The following is a 242-nucleotide window of genomic DNA, read 5'->3' as shown; positions in this document are numbered from 1 at the left end:
TTCGGCCAACGACGACCTGATCGTGCGCACCTCGGCGGCGTACTTCAACGGGCTGGTGGGCATTGAATCGCTGTCGGCGGCGCAGACCAACGAAGCGGCGGCAAAGAAGCAGTTCGACTTCGCCGACCAGCGGCTGGAAGTGGGCCTGGCCCCCATCACCGACGGGCATGAAGCCCGCGCCCAGTACGACCAGGCCCGTGCCAACACGATCATCGCGCAGAACACCCTGGCCGACGCCTACA

1 protein-coding gene is annotated in these 242 nt (G+C 66.1%); it reads left to right on the top strand.

Annotation, left to right across the window (positions count from 1 at the left end):
• Positions 1-242, top strand: a 242-nt coding sequence (locus tag ACQG3P_RS22235) for a TolC family protein (protein WP_426806262.1), incomplete at both ends; no start/stop codon positions are given.

It is taken from the genome of Stenotrophomonas sp. SrG, assembly GCF_050031795.1.
Taxonomy (GTDB): domain Bacteria; phylum Pseudomonadota; class Gammaproteobacteria; order Xanthomonadales; family Xanthomonadaceae; genus Stenotrophomonas; species Stenotrophomonas rhizophila_A.
This window is presented reverse-complemented; position numbering and strand designations above follow the sequence as displayed.